The sequence below is a fragment of the Campylobacter australis genome (assembly GCF_050586305.1).
Taxonomy (GTDB): Bacteria; Campylobacterota; Campylobacteria; order Campylobacterales; family Campylobacteraceae; genus Campylobacter_A.
The window spans coordinates 39,597-59,590 of the sequence record NZ_JAXUAA010000002.1; the positions used below are offsets into that span (position 1 = coordinate 39,597).

20 protein-coding genes are annotated in these 19,994 nt (G+C 37.4%); 13 read left to right on the plus strand and 7 right to left on the minus strand.

Translation table 11 applies throughout. The features are described from left to right. Positions 1-51 precede the first annotated feature (51 nt). Genes hypB through U5B17_RS03115 form a run of 10 tightly spaced genes read left to right on the plus strand, consistent with a single transcriptional unit; the run spans position 52 to position 8,447 of the window. On the plus strand, positions 52-921 hold the full coding sequence (gene hypB, locus U5B17_RS03070) for a hydrogenase nickel incorporation protein HypB (protein ID WP_430803905.1): 870 nt from the start codon (positions 52-54) through the stop codon (positions 919-921). After that, a complete protein-coding gene (locus tag U5B17_RS03075; RefSeq protein ID WP_430803906.1) occupies positions 921-1,229 on the plus strand; it encodes a HypC/HybG/HupF family hydrogenase formation chaperone in 309 nt (102 codons plus the stop codon). The genes hypB and U5B17_RS03075 overlap by 1 nt, the downstream gene beginning before the upstream one ends. Beyond that, entirely contained in the window at positions 1,216-2,304 is a 1,089-nt protein-coding gene (hypD, locus tag U5B17_RS03080) for a hydrogenase formation protein HypD (protein WP_430803907.1), read from the plus strand. The genes U5B17_RS03075 and hypD overlap by 14 nt, the downstream gene beginning before the upstream one ends. A 21-nt stretch (positions 2,305-2,325) precedes the next feature. Beyond that, entirely contained in the window at positions 2,326-3,318 is a 993-nt protein-coding gene (gene hypE / locus U5B17_RS03085; protein WP_430803908.1) for a hydrogenase expression/formation protein HypE, read from the plus strand. Between the two features lie 9 nt (positions 3,319-3,327). Beyond that, positions 3,328-3,669, plus strand: a complete 342-nt coding sequence (hypA, locus tag U5B17_RS03090; RefSeq protein WP_430803909.1) for a hydrogenase maturation nickel metallochaperone HypA — start codon at positions 3,328-3,330, stop codon at positions 3,667-3,669. An 18-nt stretch (positions 3,670-3,687) separates the two neighbouring features. After that, the gene (nikA, locus tag U5B17_RS03095) at positions 3,688-5,238 is read left to right on the plus strand and encodes a nickel ABC transporter substrate-binding protein (protein ID WP_430803910.1); all 1,551 of its coding nucleotides are present in this window, start codon (positions 3,688-3,690) and stop codon (positions 5,236-5,238) included. Then, entirely contained in the window at positions 5,238-6,173 is a 936-nt protein-coding gene (locus U5B17_RS03100; protein WP_430803912.1) for an ABC transporter permease subunit, read from the plus strand. Before nikA ends, U5B17_RS03100 begins: the two co-directional genes overlap by 1 nt. Next, positions 6,170-6,982, plus strand: a complete 813-nt coding sequence (nikC, locus tag U5B17_RS03105; protein ID WP_430803913.1) for a nickel ABC transporter permease subunit NikC — start codon at positions 6,170-6,172, stop codon at positions 6,980-6,982. The genes U5B17_RS03100 and nikC overlap by 4 nt, the downstream gene beginning before the upstream one ends. Next, entirely contained in the window at positions 6,979-7,686 is a 708-nt protein-coding gene (locus tag U5B17_RS03110; RefSeq protein ID WP_430803914.1) for an ATP-binding cassette domain-containing protein, read from the plus strand. The genes nikC and U5B17_RS03110 overlap by 4 nt, the downstream gene beginning before the upstream one ends. Beyond that, the gene (locus U5B17_RS03115) at positions 7,683-8,447 is read left to right on the plus strand and encodes an ATP-binding cassette domain-containing protein (protein ID WP_430803915.1); all 765 of its coding nucleotides are present in this window, start codon (positions 7,683-7,685) and stop codon (positions 8,445-8,447) included. Before U5B17_RS03110 ends, U5B17_RS03115 begins: the two co-directional genes overlap by 4 nt. A 13-nt stretch (positions 8,448-8,460) precedes the next feature. On the opposite strand, the gene U5B17_RS03120 is transcribed toward U5B17_RS03115, so the two are convergent. From U5B17_RS03120 to U5B17_RS03145, 6 genes are all read right to left on the minus strand, one after another. Beyond that, positions 8,461-9,882: a hypothetical protein gene (locus U5B17_RS03120; RefSeq protein WP_430803916.1), complete on the minus strand. Its 1,422-nt coding sequence runs from the start codon at positions 9,880-9,882 to the stop codon at positions 8,461-8,463. Next, positions 9,882-10,421 (minus strand): HyaD/HybD family hydrogenase maturation endopeptidase, encoded by a 540-nt coding sequence (locus U5B17_RS03125; RefSeq protein WP_430803917.1) that lies wholly within the window; start codon positions 10,419-10,421, stop codon positions 9,882-9,884. The genes U5B17_RS03120 and U5B17_RS03125 overlap by 1 nt, the downstream gene beginning before the upstream one ends. Continuing rightward, positions 10,418-11,107 carry a Ni/Fe-hydrogenase, b-type cytochrome subunit gene (gene cybH / locus U5B17_RS03130; RefSeq protein WP_430803918.1) on the minus strand — a complete coding sequence of 230 codons (690 nt, stop codon included), beginning with the start codon at positions 11,105-11,107 and terminating at the stop codon, positions 10,418-10,420. The genes U5B17_RS03125 and cybH overlap by 4 nt, the downstream gene beginning before the upstream one ends. A gap of 9 nt (positions 11,108-11,116) precedes the next feature. Beyond that, positions 11,117-12,835, minus strand: coding sequence for a nickel-dependent hydrogenase large subunit (locus U5B17_RS03135; RefSeq protein WP_430803919.1), 1,719 nt, complete (start codon positions 12,833-12,835; stop codon positions 11,117-11,119). A gap of 8 nt (positions 12,836-12,843) precedes the next feature. Then, complete coding sequence (locus tag U5B17_RS03140) at positions 12,844-13,992, minus strand: hydrogenase small subunit (protein ID WP_430803920.1); 1,149 nt, start codon at positions 13,990-13,992, stop codon at positions 12,844-12,846. 239 nt (positions 13,993-14,231) lie between these two features. Continuing rightward, on the minus strand, positions 14,232-14,654 hold the full coding sequence (locus tag U5B17_RS03145; protein WP_430803921.1) for a TOBE domain-containing protein: 423 nt from the start codon (positions 14,652-14,654) through the stop codon (positions 14,232-14,234). Positions 14,655-14,908: 254 nt separating this feature from the next. Between U5B17_RS03145 and hutX the strand changes: the two genes are divergently transcribed. The 3 genes from hutX to U5B17_RS03160 all read left to right on the plus strand — a co-directional run bounded on the left by hutX (position 14,909) and on the right by U5B17_RS03160 (position 16,607). Then, positions 14,909-15,400 (plus strand): heme utilization cystosolic carrier protein HutX, encoded by a 492-nt coding sequence (hutX, locus tag U5B17_RS03150; RefSeq protein ID WP_430803922.1) that lies wholly within the window; start codon positions 14,909-14,911, stop codon positions 15,398-15,400. A gap of 113 nt (positions 15,401-15,513) precedes the next feature. Further along, the gene (locus U5B17_RS03155) at positions 15,514-15,756 is read left to right on the plus strand and encodes a DUF2470 domain-containing protein (RefSeq protein ID WP_430803923.1); all 243 of its coding nucleotides are present in this window, start codon (positions 15,514-15,516) and stop codon (positions 15,754-15,756) included. 116 nt (positions 15,757-15,872) lie between these two features. Then, on the plus strand, positions 15,873-16,607 hold the full coding sequence (locus tag U5B17_RS03160; protein ID WP_430803924.1) for a HugZ family heme oxygenase: 735 nt from the start codon (positions 15,873-15,875) through the stop codon (positions 16,605-16,607). 24 nt (positions 16,608-16,631) lie between these two features. Here the strand turns inward: U5B17_RS03160 and U5B17_RS03165 are convergent, their stop codons facing one another. Continuing rightward, positions 16,632-19,808, minus strand: a complete 3,177-nt coding sequence (locus U5B17_RS03165) for a TonB-dependent receptor domain-containing protein (protein ID WP_430803925.1) — start codon at positions 19,806-19,808, stop codon at positions 16,632-16,634. Positions 19,809-19,994: the final 186 nt, after the last annotated feature.

Genomic DNA, 19,994 nt, shown 5'->3' on the forward strand with positions numbered 1-19,994 from the left:
TTTTTACTAGATATAATGACACTTAAACTACTTTAAGTAAGGATAGCAAAAATGTGTAAAGACTGCGGTTGCTCTTTTGGCAATATTCACTCACACGAGCATACCCATGCTGACGGCACTACTCATTCGCACCATCACGATCATAGCGATGAGCATACTCATGAGCATGGGGTTAGTTTTCATACTCATGAACACACTCATGGCTCTATCACGCATACTCACGAGCACGATCATAGTGGCGAGCACTCGCACTCTCATCCTATTTTAAATGAGAGCAAGACGATAGAGGTAATAGAGAAAATTTTAAGTGCAAATAACAAAGAGGCTAGCGCAAATAGAGCCCATCTTGATGAGCATAATATTTTATGTGTAAATCTCATGAGTAGCCCAGGTGCTGGCAAAACCACGCTTTTAGAAGCCACTATAAGGGCAGATAAGTTTAAGATAGGCGTTGTTGAGGGCGATTTAGAGACTAATCAAGATGCTGATCGTATCATACAAGCAGGCGCAAAGGCACACCAGATAAGCACAGGTCAGACTTGCCATTTAGATGCATTTATGGTGCATTCAGGGCTTCATCGTCTACCTCTTTCTGAGCTTGATGTCGTTTTTATAGAAAATGTTGGAAACCTAGTATGTCCTGCTAGCTACGATGTCGGCGCGCATTTTAATGTCGTGCTCTTATCCGTACCTGAGGGCGATGATAAAATTTCAAAATATCCTGTGATGTTTCGCACGGCAGATCTAATTATAGTCACCAAAACATCGCTAATGCCACACTTTGAGTTTAGCTTGCAAAGGGTTAGAGATGAAGTAAGAAAGCTTAATCCAAAAGCCGACATCATCGCGCTTGATAGCAAGACAGGTGAGGGCGTTGATAAATGGCTTAATTATTTAAAATTTAAAAAAGAGCTTAGATAATGTGCCTTTCTATCCCTTCAAAAGTGATCGAAATCGATGAAAATAACTTTGCCACAGTTGAGACACTAGGCGTTCGCCGTAAGGTCACGCTTGATCTTATCGGAGAGCCTGTAAATGTGGGTGAGTATGTGCTTATCCATGTTGGGTATGCGATGGAGAAGATCGATACAAAATATGCCCTTGAAAGCCTTGAAATTTATAGAAAAATGGCTGAGGATATGAAAAACGGCGAGATTGACGCGAGCGAGGGCGATATGGGGCTTGATGAAATTATAAACTCATCAAAGAAAAACGATGGATTTAATTAACGATTTTCGCGATAAAGATCTCATCCTAGCACTTAGCAAGCTCATTATAGCAACTAGCAAAAGAGCGCTAAATATCATGGAGATTTGTGGCGGACATACGCACTCTATTATGAAATTTGGGCTTGATAAGCTAGTGGGTGAGAATGTAAATTTTATCCATGGTCCAGGCTGTCCGGTGTGCGTTATGCCTAGGGCTAGGATAGATGAGGCGATAAAGCTTGCAAGTATGGATGATAGCATACTTTGCACGCTTGCTGATATGCTTAGAGTGCCCGGCTCTTTTACAAGCTTGCAAAAACTGCGTGCTGAAGGGCGCGATATAAGGGCACTTTACTCACCGCTTGATTGCATTAAAATAGCGCAAGAGCACCCTGATAAAAAAGTCATATTTTTTGCGATAGGCTTTGAGACCACAACGCCAATGAGTGCAAATTTGATCCAAAAAACTCTTGAGCTTGGGCTAAAAAATTTATTTTTTCATATTAATCATGTGAGTGTTCCAGCGCCTGTTAGAGCCATAATGGATGATAAAGATGTAAGGATAGACGCATTTTTAGGACCAAGCCATGTAAGCGTGATAACGGGATATGAAATTTATGAAAGTATTGCAAGAGATTATAAAAGACCTATTGCTGTTAGCGGATTTGAACCACTTGACATTATGCATAGTGTGCTAAATTTAGTCTCTCAGCAAAATTATGAGAAATTTGAGGTTTTTAACCAATATGCAAGGGTCGTAACAAAAAATGGAAATTTAAAGGCAAAAGAGCTTATGACGCGCTATTTTGAGCCGTGTGACTTTGAGTGGCGAGGACTTGGCGTGATAAAAGACAGCGCAGTAAGACTAAAAGATGAGTTTGGCTTTTTAGACGCTAGAAAGGTCTTTGACTGCGAGGTCGTAAGCAAGCCAGAGAGCAAGGCCTGTATATGCCCTGAAATTTTACGCGGTAGAGCAAAGCCGTTTGAGTGTAAGATCTTTGCCAAAGCTTGCACGCCACAAAGTCCTGTGGGCTCTTGTATGGTGAGTGGTGAGGGCGCTTGTGCGGCGTATTATAAATACGCCAAAAGAGCGTAGTGAAAAACTAAAAGGATAAAAATGGGCGAAAAAATTTTACTTTCTCATGGTGGCGGTGGAGTACAAATGAACTCGCTCATAGAGGATGTGATATTTAAAGTGTTTAATAATGACATCTTAAGACAAAACAACGACAGTGCCGTACTTGGAGAGTTTAAAAATCTAGCCTTTAGCGCAGATAGCTTTGTCGTAACTCCGCTTTTTTTTAACGGAGCTGATATCGGTAAGATCGCAGCTTGCGGCACTATAAACGACCTTGCGATGGTTGGAGCTGAGGCAAAGTATCTAAGCTGTTCGCTCATCATTGAAGAAGGACTTGATATAGATGAGCTTAAAGCCATTCTTAGCTCGCTTGCAAGCGTGGCAAAGCAAAGCGATGTCAAGGTCGTTTGTGGAGATACAAAGGTAGTGCCAAAAGGCAAGTGTGATAAAATTTTTATAAACACAAGTGGGGTGGGCAATATCATACATAGCTGCGAGACTAGAAATCTAGTAAGTGGGGCTAAAATTTTGCTCTCAGGTGATGTCGGACGACACGGGGCCGTCGTGCTTGCAAACAGAGAAGAGCTAGAGCTTCAAAGCGATTTAGAGAGTGATTGCAAGAGCTTAAAGGGCGTTGTTATGGAGCTTTTAAATGCTGGCATAAAGCCGTTTGCTATGCGAGACGCTACTCGTGGGGGGCTTAGTGCTGTCTTAAACGAATGGGCTAAATTTTCGCGCCTTGATATTTTGGTGCGAGAGGCTGATATAAAGGTAAGTGATGAAGTTACTGGTATTTGCGAGCTTTTTGGCTTTGAGCCTTACGAGCTTGCAAATGAAGGCACCTTTGTGCTTGCTGTTAGCGAGCAAGATGAGGCTAGAGCGGTTGAGATATTGCGTAAATTTGACACAAATGCAAATGCTATTGGAGAAATTTTAGATACAAAAGGAGGTAATGTCATTTTACAAACTGCGTATGGATCGAAGCGATTTTTAGAGCCACCAAGGGGCGAGCTCTTACCTAGAATTTGCTAAGGAGTGTTTATGCATGAGCTTAGTATAGCGCAAGATCTGATTAGACTTTGTGAGAAAAATGTCAAAGAGCAAAATGCTAAAAAGATCGTTGCGGTGCATATAAAGATAGGACGGCTTAGCGGAGTTGAGGCGCACTATTTGCAAAGTGCTTTTGATGTTTGCAAGTGTGAAAGTATCTGCGGAGATGCAGAGCTTATCATAAAAGTGCAAAACATCGTCGTTAGCTGCCAAGAGTGCGGCAGGGAAAATGAGCTTAGCAAAAATGAGTTCATTTGCCCTAGCTGTGGCTCGCAAAATTTATCCGTCATAGACGGCGAGGATATGCAGCTAATGCGACTTGAGATGATTTAACACTAAAAAAGGATACTTATGAAAAAAATATTTTTATGCGTGGCTTTTTTACTATCTACTCTTTTTTCAGAGCAGACGCTAAATTTTGCGATGTCAAAAAATGTCGGCGAGCTAAATCCGCACCTTTATTCGCCAAATCAAATGTTTGCTCAAGATATGGTCTATGAAAGCCTAGTAAGATACGGCGATGATAGCAAGATATATCCGCATTTAGCGCTTTCTTGGGAGATTTTAGATGATGGTAAGGTGTATAAATTTAAGCTTCGTGAGGATGTGAGCTTTTCAAATGGCGAGAAATTTAACGCAGCGGCTGTAAAGGCAAATTTTGACGCGATACTTGATAACCGCAAGCGACATGCTTGGCTCGAGCTAGCAAATATCATAACCGATGTAAAGGTGATAGGCGAGTATGAGGTTGAACTTTTTATAAAAAATGCTTATGAGCCGACATTAAAAGAGCTAAGCCTTATAAGACCTTTTAGATTTATAGCGCCTAGTGCGATGATGGACGGCAAGACAAAAGATGGTATAAAATCACCCATTGGCACTGGTGTGTGGAAGCTTGTAAAAAGCGAGCAGGGCATTAGTGATGAGTTTGTGAAAAATGATCTTTACTGGGGCGAAAAGCCACATTTTGATAAACTTCTTGGCAAGGTCATACCAGAGCCAGCAACAAAGATCATAGCTCTTAAAACAGGAGAAATTTCTTTGATATACGGCGATGAGCAAGTCCCGCTAGATACATTTAACAGCCTTAAAAACGAGTTTGGCACGATAAGCTCCGAGCCACTTTTTACCCTTGCTGTCGCACTAAACTCAAATAAATTTCCAACCGATAGCAAGGCTGTAAGAACAGCTTTAAATATGGCGATAGATAAAGACTTGATAATGAAAAAGATCTTTTTTGATATACAAAAAAAGGCTGATTTTTTATTTAACAAAAGCTTTGAAAACACTGATATTAACGCGCAACCTTACGCTTTTGATCTAAAAAAAGCAAATGAAATTTTAGAAAATGATGGCTGGGTTTTAGGTAAAGATAAGATACGCTATAAAGATGGCAAAGCGCTTAAGATCGAGCTCATTTACATAGGCACAAATGGTGTTCAAAAGTCTATGGCTGAAATAATGCAGTCGTATTTTAAGAAGATCGGCGCGGTGCTTGATATAAAAGCTGATGAGAGCTCTATCTTTTATAAAAAGCAACGCACTGGCGACTTTGGCGCGATATTTAACTCCACTTGGGGAGCGCCTTACGATCCTGTGGGCTTTTTAGCATCTATGAGGCTTCCATCGCATGCTGACTATCAAGCTCAGCTTGGGTTAAAAGACAAGGCTTTAATAGATGAAAAAATAGGGCAAATTTTAAGCTCGCTTGATCCAAAGACTAAGCGTGAGCTAACCCATGAAGTCCTAAATAAACTACATGAAGAGGCTATCTATATCCCTATAACCTACGAGACAAATAAGGTGATTTTCAGTAAAAATTTAAGTGGCGTAACAACCAGCATACTTAAAAACCATGTTCCATTTGATAAGATGAAATTTATAAAATCAAGTGAGAAGTAGTGTTTAAATTTATCATAAAAAGAGTTATTTTGCTTGTGCCGATGATGTTTATCGTTAGCCTTTTTATCTTTATGATACTAAGGCTAAACGGTACGGACGCGGCGATGAGCTACCTAAATGCCTCGGGTATCTCACCGACCGATGAAGCGCTCGCACACGCAAGAGCGCAGCTGTATCTTGATAGACCCATCTTAGAACAATACACCATGTGGCTAAAAGATGCCATAAGTCTAAATTTTGGCACTTCATACATCACGGGGCGAGCCGTGATAGATGATGTGGCGTATTACTTTCCTGCGACACTAAAGCTAGCTGGTCTTGCACTGTTATTTACTGTGGGATTTTCCATACCGCTTGGGATACTTTCGGCTTTGTATAAGGATAAATTTATAGATAGAGCTGTTAGGATGTTTTCATTTGTTGGGGTTTGCATACCAAATTTTTGGCTTGGGTTTTTGCTGATTTTGATATTTGCAGTGAAATTTGAAATCTTCCCGCCCTTTGGCATAGGTGGCATAGAGCATATCATACTGCCCGCCATAACCATATCGCTTATGAGTATCGCGATAAACTCATGCTTAATCCGCGCAAATATCCTTGAAGTAAAAGAGCAACGCCATGTCATGTATGCAAAGGTGCGAGGAATTTCAAAGCTTACCATACTTTTTCGCCATATCTTTAAAAATGCCTCGCTTCCTATCGTGACTGCTCTTGGCATGCACCTTGGCGAGCTTGTGGGTGGTGCGATGATAGTTGAGAGTGTTTTTGCATATCCTGGCATTGGCATGTATGCGGTTGAGGCTATTATAAATAACGACTATCCAGTCATTCAGTGCTTTATCTTACTAATGGCATTTAGCTTTATCATCGCAAACATCATCATAGATGTGATCTATGCTTACATAGATCCTCGTATCAGAATTGGGATAGCATGAAAAAATTTGGAGTTTATTTTGCATTTTTTATGGCATTTTTGCTGGTTTTTATAAGCATTTTTGCGCACTACATGGTTCCTGCTGATGTGAATGAAGTGGATTTACTTCTTAAGTTTGAAAGTATTTCAAGCGAGCATTTTTTAGGCACAGATCATCTTGGGCGAGATGAGTTTTTTAGACTTTTACTTGCGACAAGTGTATCTTTAAAGGCCGCTTTTTTAACGCTATTTTTGATACTTTTTATAGGTGTGTTTATAGGTGGAGTAGCTGGCTTTGCAGGGGGCAGAGTAGATCAAATTTTCATGAGGATTTGTGATCTATTTTTTAGTGTGCCTACTCTGATACTGGCTCTATTTTTGGTAGGAATTTTAGGCGTTGGACTTACAAATATTATCATAGCTATCGCGCTTTCTCACTGGGCTTGGTACGCAAGGATCGTGCGAAGCATAGTTTTGAGTCTTAAAAATAACGAATATGTCATGATAAGCGTAACATCTGGCGCTAGCTTTTGGCAAAATTTTAAAAAAAATATGCTAAAACCAATAATCTCACAATGCCTTGTCTTAGCCACGCTTGACATAGGTCATATCATACTTCACATCTCAGGGCTTAGCTTTCTTGGGCTAGGGGTTAAAGCACCAACGCCTGAGTGGGGCGTGATGATAAGTGACGCAAAGGAGTATATTTTTAGCCATCTTGAGCTGATATTTTATCCTGGTTTTATGATATTTTTGTGTGTGATGAGCTTTAACATTATAGGTGAATATCTGCGTGAAAAATTTGATGTTAAGCATTTGGAGCATCCGTGAGAGTTAAAAATTTAAGTGTATTTGATGGTAAAAAGGTGTTAGTTGATGCTCTTAATTTTACGCTAAAAGAGGGTGAGATAACGGCACTCATTGGCAAAAGTGGAAGTGGTAAAAGCCTAAGTGCCATGACACTTTTAGGGCTTACGCCTGCAAATTTAAGAAGCGAGCTTAGCCTTGAAGGTGATGTGAAGTTTGCACTAATCATGCAAAACCCACGAACAGCGTTTAATCAAATAGTATCCATAAAAACGCACTTTTTAGAGAGTATAAAGGCAAGTGGTGCTAAAAAAAGCCTAGATGATGTGGTAAAAATTTTAGCCGATGTTGGGCTTGGTGCAGACACGCTTGATAGATATGCTTTTGAGCTTAGTGGCGGGCAGCTTCAGCGTGTGATGATAGCTATATCCCTTGTTTGTGAGGCTAAGTTTATCATCGCAGATGAGCCCACAACCAGCCTTGATCTGCTCGTGCAGGCTAAAATTTTAGAGCTTTTAAGCGAGCTTGTAAAGCGTAAAAATATCGGCATTTTGCTTATAACGCATGATTTTAGCGTGGTAGCAAAGCTAGCTGATGATGTCATAGTAATGAGTGAGGGGCGTATAGTGGAACAAGCAAAATCAAGTGAGATTTTTACCAAGCCAAAACATAGCGCCACAAAAGAGCTTTTAGAGGCTCATTTTGCACTTTATAAGGATAGTTTATGAGTCTGCTTGAAGTTAGAAATTTATCACACAGCTTTGATAGCTTCTCATTTTTTGGCGTAAAAACACAAACTAAGGTGCTAAAAAATGTAAGCTTTAAAATGCAAAGCGGAGAAATTTTAGGTCTTCTTGGACGCTCAGGATCTGGCAAAAGCACGATAACAAAGATAATAATGGGACTTATCAAGCAAAAAAGCGGAGAAATTTATCTAAATAATGAGCTAGTTGAGTTTAAAAATCTTGAAAAAAAGCGTGAGTTTTACAAACAAGTACAAATAGTCTTTCAAGATAGCTTAAGTGCTGTAAATCCGCGTTTTAGTGTAAAAGAGATCATAGAAGAGCCACTCATTTATCTAAGTGGGCTTGATGAAAATGCACGCATAAACCGCATACATGAGCTTTTAGATGAGCTTGGAATTTGCAAAAGCTATCTTAGTAAGGGTGCAAAACAGCTTAGTGGAGGTGAGCTACAGCGCATTTGTATCGCAAGGGCTATGGCTATAAAGCCAAAGCTTATCATCTTTGATGAGTCACTAAGCTCGCTTGATGCGCCACTTGTGGTTGAGATATTAAAGCTTATAAAAAGTCTAAAAGGCAAGACATCGTTTTTATTTATCACTCATGATATGAGACTTGTAAAGCTAGTGTGTGATAGTGTAGTTTTGATAGAAGAGGGCGAGGTCGTTGAGAGTATAAAAAACGGTGAGAGCTTTAAAAGTCAAGTGGGTATAGAGCTTTCAAATGCGGTTTTAATGCCTTGCTAGCACGAGACTTGCTCTATTTTTGCTCTAAAAAGACTTTGTTTTCAAAAAATATATTAAAATTTGAAATTTCACGATGAAAGATTTTAGCCACTATCTCATCATCAAACACATCTCCGCAAAGCAAAACATCTTTTGAAACTAGATCGCACTCTAACAAAAGATCGTTTAAAAAGCCAGCCAGCGAGCTTATCGCTCCGTAGGCGATATTTTTATCAGTTGCCCCAGCTAGCATAAAACTCATGGCGCTTCGTATAAATTTTGCGTTTTCAAATTTTAGTTTATCGCGTTTGCACTCTATCAAAACACCTCGATTAGCCCCAAAGTCAAAAGCAAGATCAAATAAATTTTGCGCGCAATCTTTGGTCTCTTTTTTTTGTTTTAAAAGTGCTGCAACTATGCTAAAAAGCGTATAAAATCCACTATTTTGACTAATATTTGTTAGTTTGAAGTTGGCTTTGAAGTTCTTAAGTAGTTTTTGACCATTTTCAAGATTTAAAATTTCATCAAAACTACTAAAACTAGGTGCTAAAAGAAGGCTAATATTTTCATTTTTTCTACTAAAAAATATCCCATCATCGCCGTTTTTATTTAGTCTTATCATAAAATGATCGCCAGTTGGCAGATATTTCTTGCTAGAAGCTGCCAAAAAACCATTTTCAAGCAAAATAACTTTTTGTAAATTTACAGCTTGAGTATTTTTAACTCCTATAAATTTGACCGCATTTTTAGCCAACTTTTCGCAAACTGCATATGTGAAAATATCTGATGGGGCTTTTATGTGGCTAAAGGTTGGTTCATCTTTGTGGTTTTGTCTAAAAATAGCGTTGGTTTTTAGTTTTATGAGCGGTTTTTCAAGGCTTGCAAGTGCTTTTAATGCTGTGTCGTTGCATTCAAAAATGTTATTTAAAAAGCTTAAGTTTGTGGGGATTATAAAGTCAAATGAGGCTAGGGTGTCAAGCAGGCTAAGTTTAAAGTCTTTGCCTTGCCAAGTAAGTACTACATCTTTGCCCTGAGTTAAAAAGTTGCAAACTCTATCTAAAAGCTCGTTAAAGTTCATCTCATCTACTTGTTTGCCAAAGACTGAAATTTGGCTTTTTGTTTCAAATTCGTTTTTGACCAAGGAGTGGGTTTCGTGATATTTTTCTACTTGCATTGGAGTTAAATTTGGGCAAAAAACATCGTTTGATAAAGTGCTATTTTGCACAAAAATTTCAGTCACAAAAACCTTTGAGTCTGTCACAAATATGCTAAAACTTAAATTTTTGCCAAGTATATCGCTAAAAGCTAAAATATCTTGCTCATCGCCACTTACAAAAAGCGTAACACTATCATCTTTTATAACAATGCTGTTTTTAAAATTTTTAGCATGAAATTTTAACATATGTGCCAAAATTTCGTGGTTGTCAAAACATTTAAACTCAAATGCAAGTATCATTAAAGTCCTTTTTTAGCGCATCTTTGTGCTATGTCTAGTATGGATAAATTTGCCTTTTTCTTACATGAAAAGCCTAGTGTTTCAAGATGTTTTAAAAGACTTTTTTGCATAACTAGACTTGCTTTTGCAATATCATCTGATAGCTTAAAGCTCATAGGCTCTATGCGATTTGGAACGACACCTAAAATTTTAACTTCTGGTAAATCCCCAGCCATATTCATTAGCTCTAAAGTTTGTAACATCTCTATCTCATGAGCTGAGCCGTCCCAGCAGACAGAAAGTGGAATTTTCTTAAAATCAAAGAAAAAAACATCTCCAGCCTTGCCGTCATCACAACTCAAACAATCAACAATCACAACACTATCATAGCTTGAGATAATGGGTGTTAAAGCCATTGCAAGAGTTCCGCCATCAACAAACTCAAGCTCATGCTCGCTACTTAAAAAGCTAAAATTTTTCTCTATCATCTTTACAAAATGCACCCCGACACCTTCGTCGGAGTACATAATGTTTCCTATGCCAAGGATAAGTACTTTCATTTATGATGCTCATCTTTAACAAATTTATATCCGCTAATTATCGCATCCATGGCCCCATTTTTGCCTTTTACTGCATTAAAAGTAGCCATATAAACATGTATAGGAACAAACAATATAATAAACCACATACACAGCCTATGTATCGTTCTTACATTTGCAAGTCCACCCATAAGCTCTTCAACTACTCTCATCGGCTCATACAAAAGTCCGCCAAGTCCTTCGTGATAAACATGTACATAAAGCACAAGTCCAGTAAGACAAATAAGTACTAAAACTATATAAAATATAAGATACGACATAAATTGCAGCGGATTGTACACGCCTTTTAGATGAGGGTGTTTGCCTATGAAGATGTAGTATTTTATCTGTGCGATCCAAATTTTTGGGTTAAAAAAATCATAAACACTTACTACCTCTTTGCGACTTAGTCTATCAAAGAAAAATAGATAAGTTTTAAATATTGTTGCAGCGATTAGCACAAAGCCAAAAATTTGATGTATCGCACGCCATTTGGCATTCATAAAATTTGTAGGCTCACTTGTTATCTCAGGGCTTACAAAGACATAAGATATGTAGTAGCCACTTATTATTAAGATAGCTATGGCTACAAACCTTATCCAATGCGTAAGTCTAAGTCCGATTGAAAATTCATACTCGCTAATGCGGTCTGGTCGGTGTTTGGACATGTGAGCTCCTTATGCGTTTACATTTACTTTATATTCGCCAAGTTTTGTGCCTTTTGCATCCATAACATGAACCGCACAGGCAATACAAGGATCATATGAGTGAATTTTGCGTATGATCTCTAGCGGCTTTGTAAGGTCTGCCAACTTTGTGCCTATCAAGCAAGCTTCATAGCTTCCCATCTGTTCTTTTGCGTCCTTTGGAGAGGCGTTCCAGGTACTAGGAACAACCGCTTGCCAGTTTTGTATGACTCCATCTTTTATACGGCACCAGTGAGTTAGTGCGCCTCTTGGAGCGTTGCCCTTAAAGTAGCCTTTGTACTCTTTGGAGTTGTCTATTGTGTATTTTGCGCAGGTTTCTTGGTCTGTTTTTAAATTTTCAATCAACGATTTAAATGCCTCAAGTCCATGATCTACAATGACCTTTGCTTCAAGCATACGGGTTGCAGTGCGTCCGAGTGTTGAAAATACAGCATTTAGCCCAAGTCCACTATCTTGTAAAAACTTATCCACGACTTTAACTACTTTTGGATTGCCTTTTGCGTAGTTTATAACTATGGTGGCGATAGGTCCTACTTGCATAGGTTTACCATCATATCTTGGAGCTTTTATCCAGCTATATTTGCCGCTGGTGTCAAAATTTTTACTATGAGTTAAATTTCCATCAACTCCGATACTCTCTCCATCTATCAACCCCGTATAGTTTGGCTCTGTTTGTCCATCAAAAGGATGAAGGGCGGCGTCATTTTTGTACCATGCGCGAGTAGCCTCCTCGGTTATCTTTGTATCATCAACATCATAAACTTTTGATATCTCGCCATTAAGTATAATTCCGCCTTTAAAAAGATAGTCGTTTCTGCCTAACAAAAACTCATCATAAGCATATAAATTTCCAACCCCGATATCATCTAAAACGCTCGGCTCATTTGCATATGCTTTTGCCGCCATAACTATATCTGGGTAATACGCCCTGTTTACAAATTCTGCTATCTCATTAAACTGAGTCATGTATTCGCCAAGCCTGGCTGGACTTAGCAGATCCATAACGCAAGTTACGCCGCCGACTGTTAGGCTTTGTGGATGTGGATTTTTAGATCCAAATATCGCCATCATTTTTGCTGCTGTGCGTTGTATGCGAAGACACTCAAGGTAGTGTGAGAGAACTATTAAATTTTGCTCAGGTGTAAATTTATACGAGCTATGTCCCCAGTAAGCGTTGGCAAACGGTCCAAGGCTACCTTTTTTAGCAAATTCACTAACTCTGTCTTTAACCTCTTTTAGTTTATCTGCACCACATGCGTAAGGAGTTTTACACCATTTAAATGCCTCTTCGCTTGCCTTTTTAGGGTCTGCTTGTAAGGCTGATGTTATATCTGCCCAGTCAAGCCCATGTAGGTGGTAAAAATGCACTATATGATCGTGCAAGTAAAGTGCAGCGTTCATTAAAGTACGCGTAAGTTCAGCATTTAGTGGCGGTGTTATACCTAGTGCATTTTCAACAGCCACGATTCCAGCTCGGTAGTGTGAAAATGTACAAACACCACAAATTCTTTGTGTAAAAAAGCCAGCATCACGCGGGTCGCGACCCTTTAGTATCGGCTCTATACCACGCCAAAGCGTAGAGCCAGAGTAAGCTTGCTTAACGACATTATCATCATCAACTACAACTTCAATGCGAAGGTGCCCCTCTATGCGTGTTATAGGATCAATCACTATTCTTTTATCGCTCATATTGTGCCTCACTCTTCATTTTTCTTACTTGCTGCAATAGCCGCATGTGCTGCTATGCCTATGCCAGCTAATGTTAAAACGCCTATGCCTATCTTATCGCTTATGCTATCTGCTCCAAGTCCAAATACTGTATCATAAAGTCTATCGCCCATTGGCTCTTCAAAAGGACCCATAGTATCCCAAAAATTTGGCTCACTACAGCCTATACATCCATGTCCAGCTTGTACTGGCCAGCTTGTGTGAGAGTTAAATCTCTCTTTTGAGCAGTTGTTGAATGTATAAGGCCCTTTACAACCAACCTTATAAAGACAATAGCCGTTTTTTGCTCCTTCATCGCCAAAATTTTGCACAAATTCTCCAGCGTCAAAGCGACCACGACGCTCACAAAGATCATGTATGCGTAGTCCGTAAGCCCATTTTGGTCTATTAAAAACATCAAGAGCCTGTAGAGTGCCAAATAGTATAAAGTGAAGCAGTGTTCCGACTATATTTTTCTCGCTTGGAGGACAGCCAGGGACATTTATGACTGGCTTATCTGTGACTTTGCTAAGCCCAACGCAGTTTGAAGGATTTGGATGAGCTGCTTGAACGCCACCAAAGCTAGAACAGGTACCTATCGCAAAGATAGCCGCAGCATTCTGGCTGGCTTTTATGGCATGCTCTTTTCCGCTTACACCGTGTGGACCTATAGTAAGATAGTACTCAGTGGCTCCTGTAGGTATGCCGCCCTCAACCAACAAAACATACTTTCCTTTATGCTTTTGTATTGCATCTTCTAAGTTATGCTCTGCTTGCCAGCCAGAGGCTGCCATTAATGTTTCGTGATATTCAAGACTTATGTGGTCAAAGATTAGGCTGTCTATAGTTGGTGTATCTGTTCGAAGGAGGCTCTCTGAACAGCCAGTGCATTCAGCCATATGTAGCCAGATAACAGGAAGTCTGTCACTAAGCTCAGCTGCACGAGCAACAACTGGGGTAAATGTGGCTGGTAGTGCCAAAAGTGCACTCATGCTTCCAGCCCATTTCATAAATTCACGCCTAGAAAAACCCTTTTTTTCTAGTGCTTTTGTAATGGTAAGCTTGTCTTTTACGGCAGGCAACTTGCTAAGTTGGTCAAGTCTATCATTTATCCTAGATAAGAGATCGTGATTTGACATTTTAACTCCTTGTGTTAAAGTTAAATTCCTGATGTAATGTTATAATTTATTATTGAAAAGTTTTATTAACTAAAATGGCTATATTTAAATTTTTATTTAAAATTTATTATTAAAATTTTTAACTTTTTGAATATTTTAAAGAGAGAAAAATCGTATAAATCGTACAAAACATTAATCAAAAAAGCCAAGCTAAAACGCAGTGGCTTGTAAATTTTGTAGATTTTTCTTTAATTTTATAGTTAAACCCTTACGCCCACTATAATATTTGTAGCTTTTATGATAGCTTTTACATCATCTCCTGCTTTTAGGGCTAGTTTTTCGGCTGATTCTTTTGTTATGATGGCTGAAATTTTATCACCATTTGCATCGATAATAACCTCAGAATTTACAGAGCCGGCTTTTACTTCGCTTACTTTGCCAGCAACTTGATTTGTTGCGCTTAGCTTAAACTCTCCGTCTTTTGCAACGATAACGCTAGAAGCCTTGAACAAAAATACCGCTTTCTTACCTACTTTTAGTTCAAGAGCCTTTTCACTGTCTGTGGTAACTGTTGCTTTTAACACTTCGCCGCCAGCTGTTTTACCTACTACTAAAGAATTTACAGCGCCAGTTCTTACTTCTGTAAGTTCAACTTCTACTTGATTTCTAGCACTTATTGACACTATTTTTTCCTTGATTTTAAATATGAAAAAGGATTATATGCAATAATAACTGAGCTAAAACTTAAAAATTTTATATAAATTTTAAATAATACTTATTTTATTTGTATATAGGTATATAGCGATTTTTTGGTGTTAAAATTGTTTTTAGATATTTTAAAATTTTAAAAATTTAATATTTAAAGTTATTAAGGTTAAATTTGAAAATTATTATTAAATATGCTATAATAATTTTAAATTTCAAAATAAGGATAAAAATGAAAGAAAAAGTAAAAGCACTTCTTGCAGCAAATCCAAAAATAACACTTGCAAAAATAGGCGAAGAACTTGGCTTAGCTCGTGAGATAGAGGTTATAGAAAATTTACCAGCAAGCCACTGCAAAGAGGTCTGTGGGGATAAATTTGAAGAGATTTTAAATGATATAGGCACTTGGGGTGAGGTTCTTTTTATAAAAAACACTCCAGCTTTTATCATAGAATTTAAGACAAATATCCCAAGCGGTAAAAAGATGCAAGGGTATTATAACTTTAACCATAAAGAGTCAAAATTTGGTGGGCACTTAAAATTTGAAGAGATAGATAGAATATTTTTTGTATCGCAAACTTTTATGGGTTTGCTTTCGCTTTCTGTGCAGTTTTATGACAAAGAGGGTAATAATATCTTTAAACTAAGCGTAGGGCGTGACGCAAAGATGAAGCTACTTCCTGAGCAAGTAGAGAAATTTGACTCGTTAAAAGCAAGAATTTGAAATTTATTAATTAAATGATTTTGCGTATCATAAATTTAAGTTTATGATTAAATAAATTTTAAATATTATTTTGGTAATATATATCAAAAATTTTTACAAAAAAGGATATAAAAATGAAACAAATGATTATTGAATACATGAATGATAATCATCAGGAAATTTTGGTTGAATTTGCTGAAAAATTAGGAGGTATAAAGGATGCGGATGATGCAAGGCTTATTGATATTAATGAAGATGGAATGACTATAAGTGCTGGCGGACAGAGCTTTTATGCGAAATTTTTAACTAAGGCTGATGGGTCAAATCCTATGAGCTATAGAGATGTTGTGACTGAGCTATATTCTAGTTTAGACTAATTTTTTGGGGTTCTTAGCCCCAAAATAAATTTTACTGCTTATAAAAAATATTCAATTAGCTTTTAAAGAACATTTTGTTAAAATTAAAAAATCACATTTTTATATTAAGGAAATTCATGAAAGAAGTTGCGATAGAGCATATGAATAAAGATCATGCTGATATAGTTAAGGCATTTGCACAAAAACTAGGCGGCATAAAAGAGTATGAAGGCGCGAAGATAGCTGACATAAATGAAGATGGTATGCAGATAGTAAGTGGTAGCGAGAGTGCTTTTGTGCCGTTTTTAAGTAAGGCAAAGGATGGAAATTTTAAAGATGTCATCATCGAGCTTTACTCAAGTATCAAAAAAAATAGCATTCAAAATACCACGCAAGAGGGGCTTATAAGCTTTGTTGATGGGTTTAAAACAGTTATCATCTCAAGCCAAAAAGATGGCAAAAGCGTGAGTTCGTATGCACCTTTTGTTAAGGTTGAAAATGAAATTTATATCACACTTTCATCTGTGGCTGAGCATTATCACGCTATAAAGCAAAATCCAGACAAAATTTCAGTTATGTTTTTACAAGATGAAGTAGAGGCAAAAAGCGCGTTTGCAAGGGTTAGAGTAAGCTTTGAGGCAGTGGCTAGCTTTATGAACGATGAAGATAGGGAGAGGATTTTTGATAAATTTGAAGAGAAATTTTCTGATGATCCATCTTTAAAATTTATCCGTGCAATGAAGGACTTTTATGTTGTTAAAATTTTACTTGGCAAGGGTCGCTATGTAAAAGGTTTTGGTGCAGCTTTTGATACGCAGGGGTTTGAGATTTTAAACGGCGCAAGGGTTAGTAACCCACATACAAAAAAGTAAATAACGGGGCAAAAGCCCCGAAATTTAAAATGTCATCTCAAATGTTAGTTTGAAATTTCTGCCTGGTGCATAGAATCGGTTTATACCTAAGTTGTCACTTTTTCTAACCATATTTGTTGTACCAAATGAGCGTATTGAGCGAGCACTCTCCCAAGTGATATACTTTTTGTCTGTTAAGTTATACGCACCAAGTCTAAAAGTTAAATTTTTAACTGGTCTGGCAAAGGCTACGATATCGATAGTGGTATATTTATCGCTTAGCCAGTGTGAGTGGTAGTTGCTGACTTTTTTACCGCCTATGGTCTCACCTTTTTCGCTTTTCCAGAACATATTGTAAGTATCTTGTGACTTTTTGGCTTTTACATCAGTTATATACACATCTGCGCCGTATTTATCATTTTGTGTAGCATATCCTAGACTATATACGGAGGTTTTTGGCTGTATGGCATTCATAGGCACTTTACCATCTTCTTTGGTTTGAATTCTGCCTTTTTGCTTGGTAAGCTTATAGCCTATATAAAAACCTTTTAATTTTTCATTTGCATCACCTAAATTTAATCTTGAATTTATCTCAAAACCATTTACTTTAGCCTCTTGTCTATTTATGTTTTGATAGATGTCAAAGTCTAGTGCGCTGTCTTGGTTTGTGCCAGTTACATTAAACTGCTTTCTTCCGATAAATGTAAAATCTATAAAATTTGTATAGTCGCTTCTAAAAGTACTTAGTGTTAAAAAACTTGAGTTATTATGAAATGTAAATGCTATCTCTTTTGTTTTTGCTATCTCTGGTTTTAAATCAACATTTGGAACAATAGTCATATCAGGATGTCTAAAGGTTAGATATAGCTCGTCGGTTGTTGGAGCGCGAAAAGCTTTTGAGTATTTTGTCTGTATGCGTAAAAAATCAAATGGATCAAAATTTATTCCAAAGGAGTAAGAGTCGCTAGAAAATTCTTTTGGTCTAGATAGATACTCGATATTTTTTTCAGGATTTTTTTCGTTTTGTGTTTTTACTCTATTTTCTTCTGCTTCATAAGCTGCTTTTTGAGCGTCGTATTGTGCTTTTTTGGTATTAAATTCTGCCATAGCTGCTAGATAAGCTGGATCAGTACAAGAACTGTTGTTGCAATTCCATCCTGCACTACTACTCCACCATCTTGGTGCTTCTGGATATTCAGGTTTTTGAAGTTTATTTTTCTCAAGCGGTATAAATATACCTTTTACCATATCATCAGGAATTTTTGGCGTTACGCCCGGGATATAGTTTGGGTTGTATTTTACTCTATCATAGCGGTATCCAAAGTCAAATTCAAGCCATTCGGTAGCTCTCATCTTGTCGGCAAAATAGATCATGCCATTTTTACTTTCGACTGGTATTAAAAATGATGTCTCTGGATCTGTGCGAGGGCATTTTAATCCATCCCAAGCATCTTTTCCGCCAGCCCCACAATCTGCCTTGCCATTGCTAGCCCACCATTTAGCACTTTCTCCGTAGTATCCAGTGCGATTTATCATTGATTTTTCAGTTTTTCCGTATAAAGCACCATATTTTAAATTATTTTCTAAGCTAAAAATTTCAAATTCTTTTTCAAAGTCAAAATTTAGTTGTTTTGTTTGAGTGTTTAAGTCTCTTTCTTTCCATAAATTTTCTAAAAAACCTTTTGAATTTGGTAGTATGATAGAAATGTCAGTTGTATTATTTTTTATTGTATGACCAAGATAGTTTTTAAACTGCTTTTGTGCTTGGATTTGTTTAAATTTTTTACCATTGTTTTCATATTCTGATATATCAAATACATACTCATTACTATCGGCATTTATAATTTGTGTTGTTTTTGATAGATCTAACTTTAGGCTATGCACATCACTCCAACCCATTTTATACAAATTTAATGTTCCAGAACAGTCAAACACAGAACAATCCAGATGATAGTTGTTTATATCTTCGGCTTTTATCTCTCTTTGGTATTTTTGACCAGATGAGTCTGTAATAGTTGATAATTTGGCAGTACCTCCCTCTACAGTCTCTTTGGTAACTTCAAAATCTTTGCCATATCTGTCTACTATATTTGAGTTATTTACTTTAAGTCCTGCCTTATTTGCTATATCTTGGCAGTTATCACCCTCTAAACAACGCTCATCACTTCTAGCCCTTTGTGTTATTTTTTGATGTGAGTATGTTATCTTTACATTATCCCAAAACGGCGTTTGTGTGAAATTTTCATATGTAAAGCTTCGGCTTATCCTTTCACTAAGGTCATCTGTGTATTTTTCACCTTTTTTTGGATCAAACTGAAAACCACTACCTGATGACGGCGGATAAAGCGTGTAGCTATAGTCATTGCCTTGATTTTTGGATTTATAAACATCATTTGCAAAGCTAAATCTATGCTCATCGTGTGGCTGAAAGCCTACTTTTATAAGCGTACCTTGTTTAGTTATATTGTATGGATCGGCTTTTTCACGAGTTCTGCCACGAATATTATCATCATAAGTGCTGTATCCATAGTTTTTTGTTTCGTGCCCTTCTCTATCTGTTTTTATAACCAAAAAATCAAACCATTTAAACCTAGCAGCTAAAGTATGTGAGTGCATACGCTCATCATTTGCTGATGAGTGACCTACTTTAAAACCATAATGCCAATCTTTATCAATTAAATAATCCCTTGCATCTTTTGTTTCAAACATTACAGATCCGCCCAAGGCACCACTACCAGCTTTTATGCTATCAGCTCCCTTTGTAATATTTGCTGATTTGACATTTTCCATCTCTATGCCGTTACGAGTATTATTAAAATTTCCGTAGCCTTCAAAAAGTTCTTTAAATCCTTGCGAGCTAATGGTTTCGGCTTGTTTTAGTCCATCGATTTGTATCGCAACTCTATTTTCATCAACTCCGCGTATTGAGTATCCTGAAGCGCCAAATCTACCGCTCTCAACGACTGAAATTCCAGTCTCATACTTTACAAGATCACGGCTATCAGAGACTTGCTGTTTTTCTAAATCTTTTGTGGTCTTTTTTATCTCACTTACTTTGCGTTCTTTTATATCTTGCTCACTCTTTTCAATGACTTCTATACTATCTAGTAAAACATCATTGTCGGCTGCAAAAGTTGTAATGGCGCTTGCTACAAATATATAAAGCATGACTTTTTTATTGGCTTTGTTATAACTATGGCTCGCCGTTTTTATATCCGACATTAAAACTCCTAACATTATATGATATTTATTTTCATTTTTTAAATCTGTATTTTATAAAAAACATTTTTAAAATTTAATAAAAATTTACAAAATATTTTTACTTATTAAGCTTGTATTTTAAAAAAAAATTTGATAAACTTACGCATTATCAAACGGAGGAGGAACTAAAAATGAAAGGCATAAAAA